Genomic DNA, 16679 nt, shown 5'->3' with positions numbered 1-16679 from the left:
TTAACGACCTCAAAACATATGGCGATTCTAGTAATGAGGGACAATTGCTGTTCCACCTTATCCCATTCGCTCAGTAGTCGCGAACTTTAATATAAGTGGTTAAAATGGATGAGCCTGTTTAACGTGACCAAGTAAGAGTAAGCTCGCGATATGTGATCTTTTCTCTTGTTGCACATAGATGCAGCATGTAAGGAACAACTTTCGCAGCTTTTTTGGCAATGTTAAAAACAAAAGCTTGATGATTCAAATAGGCCTGCAAATGCTTTGGTCCGATCCCCTGAAGCGTATGATCAAGCCAACGAAGAGCATGCATTAAAACGGCTGACAAAGGCGCAAGCTTATTCATGCCAAAGTAAGGAAAAGCTCTGACTGCCTTCGCGTCATCCGAAACATGAAAGTCTGAAAATTTCATATGCGCAAAACGGCTGATTAGACGCGAATTCCCGGATTCACGTTTGTTCAGATGTTCCATTTTAATTTCCCGGATCTCCTCGTCACCGTCCATCGTTCCTCCAATTGCGACCGGTTGGTCCGCAGGTTGCATGACCAGGCTGCTAGAAGCCCTCCTCCATCCATAGATTCCCCCAGTAACCGCAACCATGCCGGACAATTGATGCTCATTCGATTCTTGGGTCAATGCATCCCGCAGCTTATGCCCGATGAGCCAAGCCGTCTTGTAGGTAACTCCCAATGTATCGGAAAGCTCGACAGAAGTGGCATCCTCGACGAGCCATATCATAGCCCTAAACCACATTCGAAGTGGCGTTCGCGTACCATGAAAAACAGTGCCAGCCGTAGCGGAAGTTTGATGTCGGCAAGACGAGCAAACATACAATGGATACTTGCGCGATCTTATCACCGAATAATGCGCATACGAACAACGTGGACAGCGAAAACCATCCGGCCAACGCGCGTTAAATAGAGCCTCTACGCATTGTTCTTCCGTCCAAGTTTCCCAGGAGCCTTCAGGAAAAACGATAAGATTCATATTCCCACTCTCCAAATAAGAACTTATGTTCTTATATTAAAATAGAGAAATAAACATGTCAATCTTTTCCTAAAGATAAATTGAGTAAGGGGGATAAGCCCAATAAGGCGTTAAACCGACGGAATTGAGCAAAAGGGATAAGGCTAGAAAGGGAGCTGCGATATACACCAAGCCCAAAAATGAGCGAAGGGGATGAGGTTCGTAAAGTAAGAGAAATAAGGATATCGATTCGCCTGATTGAGCGAAAGGGATAAGGTCGGAAAAGAAAAAAAATAGACCATATATTGTCCCCCCGCCGCCTTTCACTTAAAATAAAAAGCCTCCGCATTAGCGAAGGCAAACTGTAAGGTCAGCATAAATAAAATACAGATCAATGTTACGCTGAACATTACACCACCTTAGGAAGCAACTCATCGAGCGACAAAAATTGAATGTCCTGTTGCGACATTTGGCGGACGCGCTGCAGCGTATCTGCAGGCAGCTTCATGAAGGCTTCTACGACTGCGGGACAAAATTGAGAGCCTGCGAATTTATCGAGTTCGTCGAGAGCCGTTTCATGAGATTTGGAAGCACGATACGGACGGTCGGATGTAATGGCGTCATATGTATCGCACACGGCGAAAATTCTTGCGCAAATTGGAATTTGTTCGCCTCGCAAACCGTCCGGATATCCAAGACCGTCCCAACGCTCGTGGTGGTAGCGTACGACGTCCAATGCCGGACCCAAAAATTCGATATGTGCGAGCATGCGCACGCCCATATTGACATGTGTGCGCATGATTGCCCACTCCATCTCGTCGAGCGGTCCTTCTTTGCGCAAAATGGCATCCGGAATGCCAATCTTGCCGACATCGTGCAGCAGCGCGCCGCGATAAAGCATCTCCAGTTCTTCGCCTTCGATGCCCATCTGCTTACCCAGCAGCCAGGCATAAGCGGTGACGCGCAATGAATGTCCTTGCGTCTCGTTATCCCTGCTGTCCAATGCGCTGCTCATCGCCTGTAAAGACTCGTCATACGTGCGATGAACGCGGTCAAGCATTTCGCTTAATTCTTTATTCTGACTTTCGATGACACGCGACGAACGTAAAAATATTTGCCGAAGGCTGAAAAAGAGCAGTGCCATCCCAGCTGTCAATAAGAGGACAATCGTCAAGCTGATATTGAATATTTTAGCACTCTGCGCCGACCAGTCTTTGGACACTTCCGCTACGCCGATCAATGTCCCTTCGGCCATGTAGATCGGGATCCAGAGCTTTAGCTCTGTTGCCTTTTTATCGGTCAACATTGCCCCTTCATTCATCACCCGGTCAAACCGTTCTCGTTCATGCCCGGTTAACGAAACACCGTTTTTACCCGGACTGTAGCTGAACAATATTTGGCCGCCCGGGCTCACGAAGCGAACATCACGTATGCCGTAAGGATCGAAGGCTGCATGGATATCGGCTTCTAATTCCTCTTCTTTGGCTCCGAATTCTATCTGGGCCCGGCTGTCGCCTGCTTGACCCGTGGACATTTTGGTCGAAACAGGGCTCTTGAACAGCATATCCGCATCCGGCATGCCGGATATGTACTCCTCGACCGCATTGCGCGTCAGACCGCTCGTTTCCCGAATCAGCTCATGAGAGATAAACCAATAGGAAACGGCAGATAGAAGCACTCCGAAGATGACAACAAATGCCGCCAGCATAGTTGTAAAGGAACGATAGGGATTGGTCATCATGTGCCTCCTGTGCGGATACTGCTAAGCTGTGCTGAGAGAGTTCGACAGACAAAAGGCGTTTACCTGCCAAGCGAAGCCAAAAAAAGAAGACCGCTAATTAGCCGGTCCTCGACATGATTGATTCATATAGGTTCAAGCGTGCCTCAGATGTGGAACCGAGTATTAGCGATCGCCGCGCGGACGATTCCGCAAAAAGGCCGGGATGTCCAGCTGTTCGCTGGAAGTGGTACCGCCGCCGAACGGACGCAGGTTGTGCCCGCTCGCGCGCGAGTCCTGGTGCTCTGGCTGCGACGGCGGATTCGATTGAGGCGAAGAAGACGAGATCGGGCGGCGAACCGGACCCTTGTGCTCAAAGCCCGTTGCGATAACCGTAACTTTGATATCGTCCTTCATACTGTCGTCGATGCTTGCGCCGAAGATCATGTTCACTTCGGGATCCGATGCCGAGATGACAATCTCGGCCGCTTCGTTCACTTCGAAGAGCGACAGATTCGAGCCGCCCGTGATGTTCATGATGATGCCGCGCGCGCCTTCGATCGAAGTTTCGAGCAACGGGCTCATGATCGCCTTGCGCGCCGCGTCCATCGCGCGGTTTTCGCCGGAAGCGACACCGATCCCCATCAGGGCGGAGCCGCGCTCCGTCATGATCGTCTTGACGTCCGCAAAGTCGAGATTGATCAGTCCGGGCACGGCGATCAGATCGGAAATGCCCTGAACCGCCTGACGGAGGACATTGTCCGCTTCGCGGAAAGCCTCCATCATCGGCGTCTTCTTGTCGACGATCTCGAGCAGGCGGTCGTTCGGGATGACGATGAGCGTATCGACCTTTTCCTTGAGCGCTTCGATGCCCAGTTCAGCCTGTCCGGAGCGCTTGCGACCCTCGAACGTGAAAGGCCGCGTCACGACGCCTACCGTAAGCGCGCCGCACTCCTTGGCCAGCTCGGCGATGACCGGCGCCGCGCCCGTGCCAGTGCCTCCGCCCATACCGGCAGTGACGAATACCATGTCCGCACCCTTGAGCGTGTTCATGATACCGTCGCGGGATTCCTCCGCCGCTTTTTTGCCGACATCGGGATTCGCGCCCGCACCCAAACCACGGGTCAGCTTGTCGCCGATTTGAAGCTTTTGTTCGGACTTGGTCAGGTGCAACGCTTGCGCATCGGTATTAACGGTAATAAATTCGACGCCCTTGACGCCGTTCTCGATCATGCGGTTAACTGCGTTGCTGCCTCCGCCACCGACCCCGATGACTTTAATTTTCGCGAGCGGTTCCATTTCAAAATCAAACTCCAACATATCTCAATACTCCTCCTCGCTTCGCTGGTGAATCTCGTCAGTGGCGGCTTATATGAATTCTTTGAACATATTCTTAAACCATTCCATGACGCCTGTCTTGTTGGCAGGCGCTGTGGCCGCCGAAGCCTTGCTCTTCGTCGGACGCTTGGCGGGCGGAGCCCCCCGTGTCCGTACGTATTTCATTACGTACTGGATCATGCCGACTCCGCTGCTGTATGAAGGATCCCGCACCCCGATAAAATCGGGAACCGCAATCCTCACGCTCGCTTCCAGCTCGATCTGAGCGAGGGACAGCACGCTCGGCATGGATACGGATCCGCCCGTCAGGACGTAGCCGTTGAGCTTGTCCAGGAAACCAAGGCGCTTGACCTCTTGCCGAATCATATGGAAAATCTCCTGCATGCGCGGCTCGATGATGCTGGCAAGGTCAACTTGGGAAAATTCCTTTTCCACGTTGCTTCCGACTCGCATCACCTTGAAGCGAACGTCGTCCGCCGCCTCGTCCTGACGCGCGCAGCCGTACTTCAGCTTGATCTTCTCGGCGTGCTCCGTCTGCGTCTTGAGACCATAGCAGATATCGCTCGTCACATAGTCCCCGCCGATCGGCAGCGTAGAAACGGCTGCCAGACTCCCGCCTTCAAACACCGCGATCGTCGTTGATCCAGCGCCGATGTCGGCCAGCACGGTACCCATTTGCTTTTCGTCCTTGGTCAGGGCCATCATCCCGGAAGCGAGCGACATAAGCACGATTCCCGAGATGCGAAGGCCGGCCTTCTCGACGCAGCGCATAAGGTTATGTACAGCGGCCTTGGTGCCGGTAATGATCGTACATTCGACTTCGAGCCGCACGCCGATCATGCCGCGCGGATCCTGGATACCCGCCAGCCCGTCAACCAGGAACTGCTTGGGCAACAAGCCGATAATCTCCCGCTCGGGCGGCAGCGCAACGACCTTGGCTGCCTGTAGCACCCGTTCGATGTCGTCTTCGCCGATCTCCCGGTCTTCGTTCGAGACGGCGACGACGCCGTGATTGGTCTGCAGCGAGATATGATTGCCCGCGATGCCGACGTATACTTCGCCGATGGTAATGCCGACCATGCGTTCGGCGTGGTCCACGGCGTTGCGGATGGACTGGACCGTCTGATCGATGTCGACGATGGCGCCTTTTCGGATGCCATCCGAGTCCGCCGATCCTACGCCGATAATATTGATCGCTCCGTTACTTATTTCTCCGATAATCACCCGAACCTTAGAGGTTCCGATGTCCAGACTGACGATGAGGTCGTTGTTGCTCAACCGGTGGCACCTCCCGTAAATACATAAATATCCGGCCGTCCGGCCATTCGTTAGTTTGGTCGCGACTTATTGAAATCCGTTGCGGAATGAGGAGTTGTTCAAGGGGTTCCGAACGAAGCCAAATCGGTACACATTCAGTACTTATTCAACAAAGACGGGATTTTCCCTCTTTTTTCAACAAAAATTTTAGTTCCCTCATTCTAACAATTTTGTCCGACGTTCTGTCTGACTCCCGTCATTTAAGAGGGAAAAGCATACGAAAATTCTAGCATTAAACCTTGCGGTTGAGTAGAGTCCTTTTCCTTAAGTTACTGGGCTTCTTCGTCTCCCGACGGGTCCGTTTGTGCCGAATAAGGCGAGTACGTGTCCGAATCGAGCAGAACGACCGTCCCCGGCTCCCGATTCTCTACGAGTTCGCTTAAAATCTGGATCTTTTCCTTAAGCTTGCCGACTGTCGTCAGCACGTCGAATCCTGAACGGGTAAAAATGCGAATCCGGTCGGGATAAGCGCTCGAAGGATCCGGCGAGATCTCCGAGAAATCGGCGAGTCCCTCTGCAGTAAGCCCCCCCAGCGCCAGACACAAGGCTGCGCGTTGCGGGTCGTTTTTCGTCCAGCCGGTAATAACCGGCTTGGCCGGAAGCGTGCCGCCTGCCGCCGACTGAACGCCGACACCGTTGGCCAAAATGACGGACAAGCCGCCTTTGCCGTCGAGCTCGAGCGCCACAGGGGCGTATTCCTGAACCTTAACGTCGAGCTTGCCCGGAAAGTGCTTGGCAACCCGTACGTCCTTGATTTGTGGAATCTGCTTGACCCGCTCTGCAAGCTCGTCCGAAGCCGGCATAAAAAAAGAATCTCCGATCCCTACGCCCAGCTGTGCCTTGACCTGGTCTTGCTTTAAATAGGTCAGGCCCTGAATCTCTATCACGCTGATGCGGGACAGAGAGGATCTGAAAAACAATACGATCAGCACCGCGACGAATAAGGCAATGACGATCCACAGCAGCTTGCCGCCGCGCCGTCTCGTCCCCGTCCGTTCCCGCGGCAAAGCGGGAATTCGCTCTATCATCTTGCGTGCTCTCCTCTCGACAGCCGGCGGAAATCCATAGCTTGTCCTCGTCCAAAAAGCAAGGCGGCCCGCCCGGACGGCCGATCGGAGGCGAGAAATTCCCGTTCCCCCGCCGGCCCGGAAGCGGATAAGCAAAAGGCGCTTATCCCTCCCGGTCGTTCGTCGCTTGATTAGGTCTAGCTGTCGGTGACGCGAGAGATATCGCCGCCCAAGCTTGCGAACATTCGCTCGATCTCGTCATAACCTCGGTCGATATGATGCACCTGCTCGACGATTGTCCTGCCCTGCGCAGCGAGCCCGGCTATGACCAATGCGGCGCCGGCGCGCAGGTCCGTCGCTTCGACCGTCGTTCCGTAAAGCCTGGGCACGCCCCGGACGATCGCGGAATTCAAGTCGATGCGTATATCCGCGCCCATACGGCATAATTCGTCTACATGCTTAAAGCGTCCTTCGAACACCGTCTCCTTGATCACGCTGACGCCGCCCGCAAGCGACAAGAGCACCATCAACTGCGCCTGCATATCGGTCGGAAACGCGGGATAAGGAGAAGTGACGATTCGGTCGACCGCACGCGGCCGGCCTTTGGCGCCGACTCTTATTATACCATCCCCGGTCTCGATGTGAACACCGGCACGGCGCATGACGTGAATCAGAGAGATCAAATGGGCGGATTCAGCGCCTTCGAGCGTGACCTCGCCGCGTGTGGCAGCGGCAGCTACCATCGCCGTACCGGTCACGATCCGGTCGGGGATGATCTGAAAATCGCAGCCGCCGAGGCGCTCCGTCCCGTCGATCACAATCATATCCGTACCTGCGCCGCGAACCTTGGCGCCGATCGCGTTCAGAAAACGTTGCAGATCCTGAATCTCGGGCTCGCGGGCGGCGCCGATAATCGTCGTGCGACCTTTAGCCATAACAGCCGCCATCATGATATTTTCGGTGGCGCCGACGCTAGGAAAGTCCAGACTGATCTCGGCTCCCGTCAAGCGGTCGGCCTTGCATACAATGCGGCTGCCCGTCTCCTCGATCTCTGCGCCCAACGCGGCCAGGCCGCGAAGATGAAGATCGATCTTGCGTTCGCCGATCGCGCAGCCTCCCGGCTGATAAACCTGCACTTCGCCGAATCGGGCGAGCAACGGCCCCATCAAAAATACGGAGGAGCGCATTAAGCGCATTAACCGCTCGGGCACGTGCGAAGAGCTCGCCACGGTACCGTCAATCGTCACGGCGTCGCCGCGGCGCAGGACGACGCAGCCGAGATCCCGCATAATGTCCAGCATGACTTCGATATCCAGCAGCTTCGGAATGTTGCGAAGAGTTACCGGCTCCTGAGCGAGCAGCGTCGCGGCCAGGATCGGCAGGGCGGCGTTCTTGGCTCCATGGATGCGGATGGTGCCCGAAAGCGGTTTGCCGCCTTCAATCACCAGTTTGTCCAAGGAATTCACCTCCGGAATTACCGCTCGCCCATCAGGAGCACCTCGGGCACGAGTAAAATGCCGAACCGTTCGTTCACGGTACGTCTTACGCGTTCCATCAAGGCGAGCACGTCTTCGGCCGTCGCATGGTCTTCGTTAACGATGAAGTTGGCGTGCAGCTCAGACACGACGGCTCCGCCTTCCCTGGTGCCTTTGAGACCCGCAGCCTCAATCAGCTTTGCGGCATGGTCTCCTTCCGGATTGCGGAATACGCTGCCTGCACAAGCAAGCTGCAAAGGCTGCGTGCGCAGCCTCCGATCCTTGTAGGATGCCAGCATGGCGGCGATCTCCTTGCGGTCTCCGGGCGCCAGGGCGAACACCGCTTCGGTCACGATGCCCCTTTTCTCTTGCAAAATCGAATGACGGTAGCCGAAGTGCAATTCTTCGTTGCTGTACGTCCCCTTCGAACCGTCTTCCCAGACGATGTCGGCCGACTTTAAAATGCGCGATACGTCCGAATGATGCGCCCCGGCGTTCATATAAACCGCTCCGCCTACGTTGCCAGGAATGCCACCGGCGAATTCCAAACCGGTGAGCCCTTCCTTGCCGGCCATGACCGACAGCTTGATGAACGAATACGACCCTCCGGCGATCACGAGATTGCCCTCGAAACGCACCGCGTCGAATCCTTTACCCAGCTTGATCACGGCGCCGCGGACGCCTTTGTCGGAAGCGAGCGTGTTGGAGCCGCGTCCAAGGACGGTCCAGGGGACACCGTGACGGCCAAGGACGGCGATGGCCGAAGCCAGCTGCTCCGCGTCGGCCGGCACGAGGAACAAGTCGGCGGGGCCGCCGATTTTCCAGGTCGTATGGGCTGCGAGCGGCTCGCTTACTTTAACGACCCCCGAATACGACCGCTCCAGGTCCGCGATCAACTGCTCCATCCAAAATCTCCTCCAATTCATTCTAAGGAGCTGCGGGTTCGATGGCGCCTGGCTCATCATTGCGGACAGCCGCGACCACACCCTATCGTATGTCGCGCTGCGCGGCATGGTGACAATCGCCTAGCCAGCCGCAACTTCAGCTGCGGCAGCCTTGGTCCCGCAGACCTTCAATTCTGATCAGTCCCGCTAAACGCGGACGATTCGTTGCAATTGCTCGTAAATAACGCCGGCCGCTTCGGGCATGCCGATGGACTTGGCCGCTTCCGCCATCCTGACGCGGCGGGGCTCATCGCCCATGATGCCTGCGACTGCCTCATAGAGCTTCGTGCCGCTAAGCTCGCGTTCGAGAATCATCATGCCTCCGCCTACGCGCACGACGCTCTCGGCATTAGCCTGCTGATGGTTGTTCGTCACGTTCGGCGACGGCACGTAGATCGCCGGCACGCCGAGCGCGGCGAACTCGGCGATAAACGAAGCGCCTGCGCGACCGACGACGAGCGACGTCGCGGCAAGCACTTCCGCCATATTGCTTATGTACGGCTTGACATGCAGCCGACTCGCGACCGACGGGTCCGAGATGCGGCCGACTTCCGCCTGCAGTTCCTCATAATAACGCTCGCCGGAGGCAAATACAAAGTGCACGTCCGGCAATCCGCCAAGCTTGGCCGCCGCTTCCGCAGCCGCCCGGTTCAGCGTCTGCGCGCCCCGGCTGCCGCCGACGATCAGCACGAAGCGCGTCCCGGACGCGAGTCCCAGCGAGGCGTAACCGCGCGTCGGATCTCCGCCGAGAATGGCCGTCGCGCAAGGGTTGCCCGCGTATTCAACGCTCTTGACTCTGGCGAAGTGCGGCTTGGAGTCGGCGAAGCTGACGGCGACCGCGTCCGCATAACGGCTCAGGAACTTGTTCGTCAGGCCGGGCACGACGTTTTGCTCGTGCAGCAGCGTCGGAATGCCGAGCTTGGCCGCCGCATAGACGACAGGCCCGCATACGTAGCCGCCGGTGCCGACGACCGCGTCGGGCCTGAACTCCCTCAGCAGCGATTTGGCGCGCCGCACGCCGCGGACGAACCGCAGAGCGGTGCGAAGATTTTCCAGGGACAACGATCTACGTATGCCCGTAATGTCGATGCTCTCAAAGCGCACACCCCGTTCGGGCACGATACGGCTCTCGAGTCCTCGCTTCGTGCCGATGTACAGCAATTCGCTGGCCGGCTCGCGCCGCTCTACCTCGCGGCCGATCGCGAGCGCCGGATAAATATGGCCGCCGGTACCGCCGCCGGTCAACACGATACGCATAGCGTCACCTCGCAAATCTGGATAAGTTAAGTAAAATGCCGAGCGCCGTCAGAAGCAGCGTAAGCGACGAGCCGCCATAGCTGACGAGCGGCAGCGTAATGCCCGTGACGGGCATTAATCCGATGACGACGCCGATATTAATGAGCACCTGCACGGCGATGATGCCTACGATGCCCGCCGCCAGGAAGCTGCCGAACGGATCGTCGATAGCGATTGCGGTCCGCATGCCGCGCCAGATCAGCAGTAAAAAGAGCACGAGCAGCAAGCTGCCGCCGATAAAGCCGAGCTCCTCGGCCAAAATGGAAAAAATAAAGTCCGTTTGCGGTTCGGGCAAATAGTTGTATTTCTGACGGCTCATGCCGAGGCCCAGCCCGACGAGTCCGCCCGGCCCGATCGCGTAAAGCGACTGGATCGATTGATAGCCGGCGCCCAGCGGGTCCTGCCAGGGATCGAGAAAGGCCGTAATCCGCTGCAGCCGGTAAGGCGCCGCGGCGATCAGGCCGACAAGTCCGACGACGCCGAGCATCGCCAGTCCGCCCAGATGCCCGATCCGTGCACCGGCCGCATAGATAACGAGCAGCGCCGCACCGATCATGACTGCGCCCGTGCCGAGGTCCGGCTGCAGCATGATCAGCCCGAACGCGCCGAGCAGAATGCCGAGCGGCGGCAGAAGCCCTTTCGTAAACGACACGAGCTTTTGCTGCCGTTCGGCAAGGAAACGGGCGAGGAACAAAATCATCGCCAGCTTCATAAATTCGGACGGCTGGATGCCGAAGCTGCCGATGCCGAGCCAACTGCGCGCGCCGCCGCGCACGACGCCGACGCCCGGCACGAGCACGAGCAGCAGCAGGCCGAAGCACAGCAGCAGGCCGGGCAGCGCCCACCGCCGCCAGCGGCTGTAGTCTACGTTCATCGTCACGAACATCATGAAAATGCCGAGCGCTGCGAAAAGCAGCTGCCGTTTCACATAATAAAACTTGTCGCCATAATCGTGGAAGGCGGCTACCGCGCTCGCGCTGTATACCATCACGATGCCGACCGCCAAAATGCCGAGCGTCGCCGCGATCATCCAAATATCGGGGGCCTTGCGGACCTTGGCCATAAACCGGACACCTCGCCAAACGAAGAAGTGGGGACGAGCCCCCTTCTTACAGCGTATGCGCCGATTGCTTAAAAATGCGCCCCCTTACCTCATAGGAAGGAAACATGTCCCAGCTTGCGCAAGCGGGCGAGAGCAGCACGATATCTCCCGGCCCGCTCATGGCGGCGGCTTCGAGTACGGCTCTCTTCAGCGTCTCGGCGGCATCCTCTACAGGTTCGACGACCGCGACGTTCGTTAAACCGGCTTCCTCCGCGACTTTGCGAATCTTTTCCCGCGTCTCGCCGAGCGCGACGACGCCCTTGACGCGATCGCGGAAAAGCGGAACAAGCTCGCGATAGTCGGAGCCCCGGTCAAGCCCGCCCGCGATCAAGACAAGCGGCGCCGGCAGCGAAGAGACAGACATGATCGTCGCCGTCGGATTGGTCGCTTTGGAATCGTTATAGTAACGCACGTCGCGGAAGGTTCCGACGTATTCCAAGCGATGCTCGACGCCCTTGAACCCCTTCAGCGGCTCTCGCAGCGCCGAAGGTTCCGCGCCTGCCGCCAGCGCGATCGCAACCGCCGCCAGCGCATTGGCGCAATTATGCCGGCCCGGAATGCCGAGCCGGTCGACGGGAACGATACGCGTCTCAACGCCGCTCTCGTCGCGCGCGACGATCCACCGCTGGGCGGGTTGCGTCTCTTGCGACGCTCCCTCGTCGTCCGCCGCCGGAAAGGGAGGCTCGACCGATACGCCGACCGCAAGCCGCCTGGTGAGCGAAAACGGCCACTGGCGCCCGGCCGACGCGCGTCCGATCTCCGCGCAGACGGCATCGTCCGCGTTGTAAATAGCCGTATCCCCTTCGCTCAGGTTGGCGAATAGCTTAGCCTTGGACGTCACGTAGTCTTCCATCGTGCCGTGGTAATCGAGATGCGTCTCGGCCAGATTCAACAGACACGCGATTCGAGGATGAAAATCGGTCGTTCCCTTCAGCTGGAAGCTCGACAGCTCGGCCACGAGCCAGCCCTCGGGACCGATCTCCTGCGCGGCGTCGGAGAGCGGACGTCCGATATTGCCCGCCACGATCGGCGAGAGACCGGCCGCGGACAGAAGCTCGCCGGTCCACGTCGTGGTGGTCGTCTTCCCGTTGGAGCCCGTAATGCCGATGATGGGGGCCGGTGACAGCTGCCCCGCCACCTCGACCTCCGTCACGACCTCCACGCCGAGCGCCTCGGCCTGCCGGATCGGCGCCGCCGAGTACGGAATGCCCGGATTTTTGACGAGCAGCGCCGTGTCAGGCGTCACCAGATCGTCCGGATGTCCGCCGCAAACAACAGAAATGCCCAAAGCCTCGAGCTCCGAGGCTTCGGGACAGGCATCCCTCTCCTTGCGGTCGTTCGCAGTCACGATGCTGCCCGCCTGATGGAACAGCTTGGCGGCCGCGGCGCCGCTGCGGGCAAGGCCCAGCACGACAACCTTGCGGCCGCGGTAATTCGCCAGTGGCATCATAGGTTCCCAATCCCCTTATACAGAATCAGACCGATTGCGGCGAAGATGAGCCCGGCCAGCCAAAAGGTCGTCACGACGCGCCACTCGGACCAGCCCGACAGCTCGAAGTGATGGTGAATGGGACTCATCTTGAATACCCTTTTGCCGCGCGTTTTAAACGAACCGACTTGAATGATGACGGACAGCATCTCGAGCACGAATACGCCGCCGATCACGATAAGAAGCAGCTCGGTCTTGGTCAGGATCGCCACTGCGCCGATTCCGCCGCCGAGCCCGAGGGAGCCCGAATCTCCCATGAACACTTTGGCCGGATGCGCGTTGTACACGAGGAAGCCGAGCACCGCGCCGACAACCGCCGCCGAGAAGATAGCGGACTGCTGCTGCGTCGCCTGAAGCGCCACGATGGCGAAAGCGCCGAACGCGAGCGCGCTTGTCCCCGACAGCAGGCCGTCGAGTCCGTCGGTAAAGTTTACTGCGTTCGTAGCTGCGAAAAAGATAATGACGACCAGTATGTAGTACGCCCAGCCAAGGTCCAGCGACCAGTTCGTCCCCGGCACGCCGACAGCGGTGCTGAGGTCCATCCGGTTGATGATGAAGCAAAACGCGATTGAGACGACAAGCTGTCCGAAAAGCTTCTGCTTGGCCGTAAGGCCCAGCGAACGCTTCATCGCGATCTTGATGAAGTCGTCCAGGAAGCCGACGAGTCCGAAGCCGAGGCTTGCGACGAGCAGCGCCCAGAACGGCCAGCCGCGGTCCGAAAACTTCAGGAACGCCACGGTCATCGCGAGTAAAATGATGATGCCGCCCATCGTCGGCGTGCCGCTTTTCTTCAAGTGCGACTGCGGCCCGTCGTCCCGTACCTGCTGCCCGAACTTCAGCCGGCGAAGCATCGGAATGCAGAGCGGACCGAGCAGTACAGCCAGCAGGAAGGAGACGCCGAGCGTCCATAGCGTAGATGCGTAATCCATCAGTGTCCCTCCTCCTTCCCTGCCGCAAGGCGCCGCACGATTTCTTCGAGACGCATGCCGCGCGAAGCCTTCACCAGTACGAGGTCGTCTGGTGCTACGAGCGCCAGCAGCGCTTCGGCCAGCTCGTTTTTGTCGGCGAAATGGCGAACCGCACCCGCCGGCATCGACCGAGCGGCGGCTTCGGCCGTATGCGCGGACAGCGGTCCGTAAGCCAGCAGTTCGTCGGCTTGCCCCTGCGACAGCTCGCGTCCGATGGAAGCGTGGAACTCGGCCTCGTCCGGGCCGAGCTCGAGCATGTCGCCGAGCACGAGCCATTTGCGGCGGTAGCCCTGCAGCTGCGCGACCAGTGAGAGGGCCGCGCGTACGGAAGCCGGGCTCGCATTGTACGCGTCGTTCAGGACAAGCGCGCCGCTCTGCGCCCGGACGCGCTCGATACGCATGCCGGTCAGCTTGGCTGCGGCCAAGCCGCGCGCGATGTCCGCGTCGGCGACGCCAAGCAGCCGGGCGACCGCGATCGCCGCCAGCGCGTTGACAGCATTGTGCCGGCCGGGAATCGGCACGGCAAAGCGCGAATGCTGCGCCTCGACCGCTTGCGCTTGCAAGCTAGGGACGCTGTCGCCTTGCGCGTCCGCCGAGGCGCCGGCCAAAGCGTCAAACGTCGCGCGCTCCGCGTCCGTCGCGATGTCGGTCGCGCGCAGATCGCATGCCGCGGACTCGCCGAACGTGATCGTCCTGATGCCACCGGCCGGCAGCGCCAGCGAAGCAAGCTCTTCGCGAAGCAGCGGCTCGTCGCCGTTGTAAACCAGTGTACCGCCGTCCTTCAGCCCTTCGGCGATCTCAAGCTTCGCCTGTGCGATGCCGCGCCGCGAGCCGAGATGCTCCAGATGGGACTCGCCGATGTTCGTGATGACGGCGATGTCGGGCCTTGCGATGCGGGAGAGCAGCGAGATCTCGCCAAAGGCGCTCATCCCCATTTCCAGCACGAGAACCTCCGTATTGCGGTCCGCCCGGAGGATCGTCAGCGGCAATCCGATATGATTGTTAAAATTGCCTTCGGTTTTCGCCGTCCGGTAGACGGTGGCGAGCGCCGAATAAATCAAGTCCTTGGTCGTCGTCTTGCCGTTGCTGCCGGTGACGCCTACGACCTTCGGCTTCCAGCTCGCCAGGTAAGACTCGGCTAACCGCTGCAGGGCGACGAGCGTGTCGTCGACGAGCAGCAGCGGCAGTCCGGCGTCTTCCGGCAGCGCCCGGTCGCGCTGCCAAAGCGCAGCGGCCGCCCCTGCGCTTGCGGACGTCTCTATGTAGTCGTGTCCGTCGAACCGGTCTCCCGCGATGGGCACGAACAATTGTCCGGCCCCGATCGACCGCGAGTCGATCGATACGCCGGCGATCTCAGGCTCCGCGCCTGCCTGCGTTCCTTGCAGCTCCGCGCCGCACCATGCGGCCACTTCGCTAAGCGTCGCTCTTATCACAGCATCGTGCTCCTTATCGCGTCGCGCGCCGTCAGCCGATCGTCGAAGTCGTGCGTCACGCCGCCGATAATTTGGTAGGTCTCATGCCCTTTGCCCGCTATCAATACTACATCCCCGGGGCCGGCCATTTCAACCGCCTTGTGGATGGCCGCGCCGCGGTCCGGCTCAAGCTCGTAGCGGTCCGGATCGACAGCGTCTTCCTTAAGCCCAGCCTCGATATCCAGCAAAATCGCAACCGGATCCTCCGAACGCGGATTGTCGCTCGTCACGAGCAGGACGTCCGCGAGACCGGCCGCGATCTTGCCCATGATCGGACGCTTTGTCCGGTCGCGGTCGCCGCCGCAGCCAAACACGCAGATGACTCGGCCTTCCGCAATCTCGCGCACGGCGCGGAGCACGTTGTCGAGGCCGTCCGGCGTATGCGCGTAGTCGACGACGACCGCGTAGGGCTGCCCTTCGTCTACGGCTTCTACGCGCCCAGGCACGCCAGGCACCGCCTCGAGGCTCGCCACGGCGGCATCAAGCCCGATGCCCTCGCAAAGCGCCGCCGATAGCGAAGCGAGCGCGTTGTATACGTTAAACTTGCCGACCATGCGCAGCTGCACGTTTCTGGAACCGCGGAACGTCTCCACGTCGAACGACGTGCCCCGGGACGAGATCCGCACGTTTGCGGCGCGCACGTCCGCCTCTTGCTCAATGCCGTACGTGACGACTTCTGCTGCGGTCAGCTTCGCGAACTTGACCGAGACGGGATCGTCGGCGTTCAGCACGGCGAACGAGCGATCTTCCGGGCCGGCGCCGTAATCGTTGCCCAGTCTCGAAAAGAAGAGCCCCTTAGCGTCGGCGTAAGCCTCCATCGTCACGTGGTAGTCCAGGTGGTCCTGTGTCAGGTTCGTAAAAATGGCCGTCCTGAACCGGGTTCCCCACGTTCTGCCCTGCTCCAGCGCGTGCGAGCTGACTTCCATGACCGCCCGGTCCGTCCCCGCTTCCGTCATGTCGCCCAAAAGACGCTGCAGCGGCAAAATGTCCGGCGTCGTCCCCGACATCGGATAGCTCGCGCCCCCATACCGCGCTTCGATCGTGCCGATAACGCCCGGCGATACGCCGGCATCGCTCAGGATTCGCTCGATCAAATAGGTCGTCGTCGTCTTCCCGTTGGTCCCGGTCACGCCGATCGGGCGCAGCTTGCGCGACGGATGCCCGTACCAGCTGTCGGCGAGCACGGCGAGCGCCCGTCTCACGTCGGGCACGATCAGCTGCGGCACGGACAGCGGCAGCTCACGCGACACGACAAGCGCAACAGCCCCCTTCTCCAGCGCCTGCGGCGCAAAATCGTGGCCGTCCACGCGGTGTCCCGGCAAGCAAAAAAACAGCTGTCCCGCCTGCACGGCTCGCGAGTCCGCCTCGATCCCCTGAATAATGACGCCGCCATCGCCGACAATCCGATGCAGCAGCAGTTCCTTGGCTAATTGATTCAGTTGCATCGTACGTTCAGCTCCTTGGACTACAGCAGAATTGCTACTTTAAGCTTCGATAAAAAGAAAGATCGCTTGAATTTCCTATGCGTACATTATCCGCCAGGAGCGCTTTTCAAACAAGGGCAAGGAAATACTTGGCAGTCCGTTC

The 16679-nt window shown here is 59.1% G+C and carries 13 protein-coding genes and 1 pseudogene; all 14 read right to left on the bottom strand.

Annotated features, from left to right (window positions below; genetic code table 11):
• Positions 1 to 118 precede the first annotated feature (118 nt).
• Positions 119 to 739, bottom strand: a complete 621-nt coding sequence (locus ACFSR7_RS32085; protein WP_378168811.1) for a hypothetical protein — start codon at positions 737 to 739, stop codon at positions 119 to 121.
• Positions 740 to 817: 78 nt separating this feature from the next.
• Positions 818 to 988: pseudogene (locus ACFSR7_RS32080) on the bottom strand (transposase); the annotation flags it as partial.
• Between the two features lie 388 nt (positions 989 to 1376).
• Entirely contained in the window at positions 1377 to 2705 is a 1329-nt protein-coding gene (locus ACFSR7_RS32075) for an HD-GYP domain-containing protein (RefSeq protein WP_378168684.1), read from the bottom strand.
• A 165-nt stretch (positions 2706 to 2870) separates the two neighbouring features.
• On the bottom strand, positions 2871 to 4004 hold the full coding sequence (gene ftsZ / locus ACFSR7_RS32070; RefSeq protein WP_378168682.1) for a cell division protein FtsZ: 1134 nt from the start codon (positions 4002 to 4004) through the stop codon (positions 2871 to 2873).
• A 48-nt stretch (positions 4005 to 4052) separates the two neighbouring features.
• Positions 4053 to 5300: a cell division protein FtsA gene (gene ftsA / locus ACFSR7_RS32065; protein ID WP_378115453.1), complete on the bottom strand. Its 1248-nt coding sequence runs from the start codon at positions 5298 to 5300 to the stop codon at positions 4053 to 4055.
• Between the two features lie 308 nt (positions 5301 to 5608).
• Positions 5609 to 6367 carry a cell division protein FtsQ/DivIB gene (locus ACFSR7_RS32060; protein ID WP_378168680.1) on the bottom strand — a complete coding sequence of 253 codons (759 nt, stop codon included), beginning with the start codon at positions 6365 to 6367 and terminating at the stop codon, positions 5609 to 5611.
• A gap of 176 nt (positions 6368 to 6543) precedes the next feature.
• The gene (murA, locus tag ACFSR7_RS32055) at positions 6544 to 7803 is read right to left on the bottom strand and encodes a UDP-N-acetylglucosamine 1-carboxyvinyltransferase (RefSeq protein ID WP_378168678.1); all 1260 of its coding nucleotides are present in this window, start codon (positions 7801 to 7803) and stop codon (positions 6544 to 6546) included.
• Between the two features lie 17 nt (positions 7804 to 7820).
• The gene (gene murB / locus ACFSR7_RS32050) at positions 7821 to 8726 is read right to left on the bottom strand and encodes a UDP-N-acetylmuramate dehydrogenase (protein WP_378168676.1); all 906 of its coding nucleotides are present in this window, start codon (positions 8724 to 8726) and stop codon (positions 7821 to 7823) included.
• 186 nt (positions 8727 to 8912) lie between these two features.
• Positions 8913 to 10022: an undecaprenyldiphospho-muramoylpentapeptide beta-N-acetylglucosaminyltransferase gene (gene murG / locus ACFSR7_RS32045; protein ID WP_378168674.1), complete on the bottom strand. Its 1110-nt coding sequence runs from the start codon at positions 10020 to 10022 to the stop codon at positions 8913 to 8915.
• A gap of 4 nt (positions 10023 to 10026) precedes the next feature.
• Positions 10027 to 11124 carry a stage V sporulation protein E gene (gene spoVE, locus ACFSR7_RS32040; RefSeq protein ID WP_282909398.1) on the bottom strand — a complete coding sequence of 366 codons (1098 nt, stop codon included), beginning with the start codon at positions 11122 to 11124 and terminating at the stop codon, positions 10027 to 10029.
• 46 nt (positions 11125 to 11170) lie between these two features.
• Positions 11171 to 12613 (bottom strand): UDP-N-acetylmuramoyl-L-alanine--D-glutamate ligase, encoded by a 1443-nt coding sequence (murD, locus tag ACFSR7_RS32035; protein WP_378168671.1) that lies wholly within the window; start codon positions 12611 to 12613, stop codon positions 11171 to 11173.
• Positions 12610 to 13581, bottom strand: coding sequence for a phospho-N-acetylmuramoyl-pentapeptide-transferase (gene mraY, locus ACFSR7_RS32030; protein WP_378168669.1), 972 nt, complete (start codon positions 13579 to 13581; stop codon positions 12610 to 12612). The genes murD and mraY overlap by 4 nt, the downstream gene beginning before the upstream one ends.
• Positions 13581 to 15053, bottom strand: a complete 1473-nt coding sequence (locus ACFSR7_RS32025; RefSeq protein WP_378168667.1) for a UDP-N-acetylmuramoyl-tripeptide--D-alanyl-D-alanine ligase — start codon at positions 15051 to 15053, stop codon at positions 13581 to 13583. Before ACFSR7_RS32025 ends, mraY begins: the two co-directional genes overlap by 1 nt.
• Positions 15050 to 16537, bottom strand: coding sequence for a UDP-N-acetylmuramoyl-L-alanyl-D-glutamate--2,6-diaminopimelate ligase (locus ACFSR7_RS32020; RefSeq protein ID WP_378168665.1), 1488 nt, complete (start codon positions 16535 to 16537; stop codon positions 15050 to 15052). Before ACFSR7_RS32020 ends, ACFSR7_RS32025 begins: the two co-directional genes overlap by 4 nt.
• Positions 16538 to 16679 lie beyond the last annotated feature (142 nt).

The sequence above is a fragment of the Cohnella sp. GCM10020058 genome (genome assembly GCF_042683485.1).
Lineage (GTDB): Bacteria > Bacillota > Bacilli > Paenibacillales > Paenibacillaceae > Cohnella.
Note: the sequence above shows the minus strand (reverse complement) of the source record. Positions and strands in the feature narration are given on the sequence as shown.